The sequence below is a fragment of the Streptomyces sp. SID11385 genome, from assembly GCF_010548245.1.
Taxonomy (GTDB): Bacteria; Actinomycetota; Actinomycetes; order Streptomycetales; family Streptomycetaceae; genus Streptomyces.
This window is the reverse complement of record NZ_JAAGLR010000665.1, coordinates 1-4,677: the sequence shown is the minus strand read 5'-3', so window position 1 is coordinate 4,677 and position 4,677 is coordinate 1. Positions and strand designations below refer to the sequence as shown.

Annotated in this window: 5 protein-coding genes; all 5 read left to right on the top strand. The window is 73.6% G+C overall.

What is annotated here, in order from left to right:
* A partial coding sequence (locus tag G3I42_RS20375; protein WP_203607067.1) for a TadE family protein occupies positions 1–371 on the top strand: 371 nt, incomplete at its 5' end.
* Complete coding sequence (locus tag G3I42_RS20370; protein WP_164287939.1) at positions 368–1,708, top strand: CpaF family protein; 1,341 nt, start codon at positions 368–370, stop codon at positions 1,706–1,708. The genes G3I42_RS20375 and G3I42_RS20370, both read left to right, overlap by 4 nt.
* A gap of 73 nt (positions 1,709–1,781) precedes the next feature.
* Complete coding sequence (locus G3I42_RS20365; protein ID WP_164287937.1) at positions 1,782–2,726, top strand: type II secretion system F family protein; 945 nt, start codon at positions 1,782–1,784, stop codon at positions 2,724–2,726.
* A 112-nt stretch (positions 2,727–2,838) separates the two neighbouring features.
* On the top strand, positions 2,839–3,741 hold the full coding sequence (locus tag G3I42_RS20360) for a DUF5936 domain-containing protein (protein WP_164287935.1): 903 nt from the start codon (positions 2,839–2,841) through the stop codon (positions 3,739–3,741).
* Between the two features lie 7 nt (positions 3,742–3,748).
* Positions 3,749–4,677 (top strand): histidine kinase (locus G3I42_RS38450; RefSeq protein ID WP_343244605.1); only part of this gene is annotated, 929 nt, incomplete at its 3' end.

Here is a 4,677-nt window from a genome sequence, read left to right as displayed (position 1 = left end):
GCCGCCCGCGCGACGACCGAGGCAGCTCCATCCTCGAATTCGCCGGCTTCCTCCCCGTGCTCCTCCTCATCGGCCTCGCCGCCATCCAGCTCGGCCTCGTCGGCTTCGCCGCCAACCAGGCCGGGACCGGCGCCCGCGCGGGGGCACGCGTCGCCTCGCAGGCCGAGGGCGGCAACGGGGTCGCCGCGGCCCGCGCCGCGATGACCGACGGGCTCGACGCCACCGTCACGCCCGGCGGAGGCGGCGACACCACCACGTACACCGTCGCCGTCCGCGTGCCGACCCTGCTGCCCTTCGTCGGCAACGGCTGGACCGTCACCCGTTCCGCGACCATGCCCAACGACGACACCGGGGAGGTGACCCTGCCGTGAGCCTGCGCTCCCGCATCTCCGCGCCCGAGGACGAAGGCGTCCTCGAAGACGGCCGCCTCGTGGCCGGATACCGTGCCAAGCTCCTGGAGGAGATCGACCTCGCGGAGATGTCCGCGCTCTCCGCGAGCGAGCGCCGCACCCGCCTCGAACGCGTGCTCGGCCACCTCATCAGCCGCGAAGGCCCGGTCCTCTCCACGTCCGAACGCAGCCGCCTCATCCGGCGCGTCGTCGACGAGGCACTCGGCCTCGGCATCCTCGAACCGCTCCTCGAAGACGCCTCGGTCACCGAGATCATGGTCAACGGGCCCGACGCGATCTTCGTCGAGCGCGCGGGCCGCGTCGAACGCCTCCCGCTCCGATTCGCCTCGCACGACCAGCTCATGCAGACCATCGAGCGCATCGTCTCGACGGTCAACCGCCGTGTGGACGAGTCGAATCCGATGGTCGACGCGCGCCTTCCGAGCGGCGAGCGCGTCAACGTCATCATCCCGCCGCTCGCCCTCACCGGCGCCACCCTCACCATCCGCCGCTTCCCGCGCGTCTACACGCTCCCCGAGCTGATCGGCCTCGGCTCGCTCGACGAGCAAATGCTGCTGCTGCTCGCCGCGTTCGTCCGCGCCCGGCTCAACATCATCGTCGCGGGCGGTACGGGCACGGGCAAGACGACCCTGCTCAACGCGCTCTCCGGCATCGTCCCCGCGCACGAGCGCATCATCACCATTGAGGACTCCGCCGAACTCCAGCTCCAGCAGGCCCACGTCATCCGCCTGGAGTCCCGCCCGCCCAACGTCGAGGGCAAGGGCCGCATCACCATCCGCGACCTCGTCCGCAACTCCCTGCGGATGCGTCCCGACCGCATCATCGTCGGCGAGGTGCGCGGCGGCGAGACCCTCGACATGCTCCAGGCCATGTCGACCGGCCACGACGGCTCCCTCGCGACCGTCCACGCCAACTCCGCCGAGGACGCGCTGATGCGCCTGCAAACCCTCGGCTCGATGTCCGAAGTCAGCATCCCCTTCGAGGCGTTGCGCGACCAGATCAACTCCGCCGTGGACGTCGTCGTGCAACTGGGCCGCCAGGCGGACGGCTCCCGGAAGATCACCGAGATCGCCCTCCTCACCTCGCGCGGCCACGACCCCTTCCGCATCACCACCGTCACCCGCTTCGAGACGGCTCCGCTCACCGCCGACCGCGTCGTGCGCGGCGCCTACCGGCACCTGCCGCTGCCCCGCTCGGCCGCCGAGAAGCTGCACCTCGCGGGAGAAGTGCTGCCCGCGGCCTACGGGGTCGCCCCCGACGACGTACTCGCCCGGCACACGAGGGAGGCGCGCGGATGACCCCGGCCCACCGCCGCGACACACAGCTCAACACCACGCCGCAGCACCGCCGTTCGTACGAGGAGGCCCCCGCATGAGCAACGGTCCCGCCGTCCTCGCCCTCGCCGCGACCCTCCTCGCCGGGATACTCCTCGTCGTCGCCGCGCGCCTGATGGCGCAGGGCCGCGCCGAGCGCGACGCCCTCGTCGACCGGCTCGCGGGCGACAGCCACCTCGGCACCCGTACGAAGGGCTCCCGCCGCCTCGCCGGGCTCGACCGCGCCGTCCGCCGCACCCGCGCGGGCCGCGCCCTGCACCGCCGCCTCTCCGCGACGGGACTCCCGCTCTCCGCAGGCGAGTTCACCCTGTACGCCGCCGCCGGGCTCGCCGTCCTGTGGACCGTCGCCGCGACCGTCCTCGCGCCCTTCTTCGGCCCCATCGCCGCCCTCGTCGGCGCCTGGTCCGCGTACGCCTTCCTCAACTGGCAGCGGGCCAAGCGCATCGAGGCGTTCATCAGCCAGCTCCCCGACGTCGCCCGCCTCCTCGCCAACGCCACGGCCGCCGGTCTCGCCCTGCGCACCGCCCTCGCGATGGCCGCCGAGGAACTGGAGAACCCGGCAGGCGAGGAACTGAGCAACGTGGCCGACCAGTTGGCACTCGGCCGCTCCATCGACGAAGCACTCGACGAACTCTCGCGCCGTCTCCCCTCGCGCGAACTCGTCGTCCTCGTCACGACCTTGGTGCTCTCCAACAAGGCGGGCGGCACCGTCGTCGGCTCCCTGCGCAACCTCACCGTCACCCTGGAGGAACGCAAGGAGACCCGGCGCGAGGTCCGCACGATGCTCTCCGAGGTCAACGCGACCGCCTTCACGGTCCCCGCGCTCGGGCTCGGCTCGCTCCTCCTCGTCAACGCCCAGAACGACGGCGCCCTCCACCGCGTCACCGGCTCCGGACTCGGCCAGTTCCTCATCCTGCTCTCGCTCGGGCTCTACACCGTCGGCTTCTTCGTCATCCGCCGCCTCGGAAGGATCGACGTATGAACCGCCGACCCACCCGCCACGCCGAGCCCGAACGCGCCGCGTCCCGCCGCGCCGAGTCCCGCCGCGCCGAGCCCCGCCGACCGCACCCGTGCCGCACGGGAAGGACCGCCCCATGAGCACCGCGACCCTCGGCCTGCTCCTCGCCCTCCTCATGGCCGCCGGAGTCGGCGGCGTCCTCCTCGGCCTGCGCATGTACCGCGGCGAGGCCAAACTCCCCGACGACCTCGCGCTCGCCCTGGAGGTCGGCTCCACCCGCGTCAAGGCCGCCGATTCCGCGGTCGACCGCCTCGGCCTGCGCTTCGCCCCCTACGTGCTCAGGCTCATGGGCCCGCGCCGCGTCGAGGCCAAGCGCCGCCGCATCGACATGGCCGGCAACCCCGGCGGCCTCACCCTCGACCGCTACGCCGCCCGCCGCGCCGTCTACGGGATCTTCGGCCTCCTCATGGCCGCGATCTTCGCGAGCTACGGCTCCCCGCTCTTCGCCTTCCTCGCCCTCGGCTTCGGCCTCGTCGCCGCCGACGCGACCATCTGGCAGGCGGTACGGGAGCGCCGCGACGTCATCGACCGCACCCTCCCCGACTTCCTCGACGTCCTCGCCGTCGTCGTCAGCGCGGGCCTCGGCTTCCGGCAGGCGCTCGAACGCGTCGCCGAGAAGTACGAAGGCCCCTGGGCCGACGAACTCCGCATCACCCTGCGGCAGATGGACATGGGCGTGAGCCGCCGCCAGGCATTCGACGAACTGCGCCGCCGCAACAACTCCGAGCAGGTCGCCCAGTTCGTCTCCGCCCTCCAGCAGGGCGAGGAACTCGGCTCCCCGATCGCCGAGACCCTCATCCAGATCGCCACCGACATGCGCCGCACCGACGCCCAGCAGGCCCGCCGCCGCGCCGCGAAGACCATCCCCAAGGCCACCATGGTCACCCTCGTCTTCATGCTCCCCGCCACGATGATCCTCATCGCGACCGGCATGTTCCTCGGCTCCGGGTCCGACCTCGGATCGATCCTGGGCGGGTGAGCGACACGTGACACCACCGACCGGAACGACCGAACGGCACGCACGCCGCTACGCCGCGTACGAGACGGCCGGCACGCGCAACCCGCACGGGGGCCCGAGCGAGGACCCGCGCGACGATCGCCACACCGGCGCCCCGTACGAGGACGTGCACGAGGACGTGCACGAGGGCACGCGCGAGACCCCGCACGCCCCCGCCCCGCCCGCACCCGCCGCGGCACTCCCCGTCCCTCCGTCCCCGCCCCCCGCCCACGCCCTCGCCGCGCTGTGCCGCCACGTCATCGGCGCGCGCCTCGCCGTCCTCGCGCTCGGCATCCCGTTCGCCCTGCGCTCCGCGGAGCCCGGCGCCTCCCGCGCCCTCGCCGTCACCGCCGCGGTCCTGAGCCTGCTCGGCTCGTACGCGGTGCTGCGCCACTGGGAGCGCGTCGTCCCGCTCCTGCTCCGCCACCCCGCCCTCCTCGCCGTCGACCTCGCCGCGACGACCGTGCTCCTCCTCGTCGCGACGCCCGCCTCACCCCTCGGCTACGCGGCCCTCGCGACGCCCCTCCTCGCCGCCCTCCTCTACACCCGCCGCTGGGCCGTCTTCTTCACCGCCCTCCAGCTCGCGATCCTCGCCGCCCTCGCCGTACCCCCCGCCGCGCCCCGCGCCGGGGTCATGCTCGTCGCCGGCTTCTGCCTGGCCGCCGCCGTCGCGGGCGCGACCCTGCGCACTTTCGTGCTCCGCCTCCTCGCCGCGAGCACGACCCTCGCCGAGACCCGCGAGCGCCTCGCCGTCGCCGAAGCGCTCGCCGCCGAACGCGCCCGTCTCGCCCGGGACATGCACGACACCGTCGCCAAGACCCTGCACGGCGTCGCTCTCGCCGCCGAGGCCCTTTCCACGACCGAGGACCCCGCCGTCGTGCGCGGCGACGCCGCCCACGTCGCGCGCGCGGCCCGCCG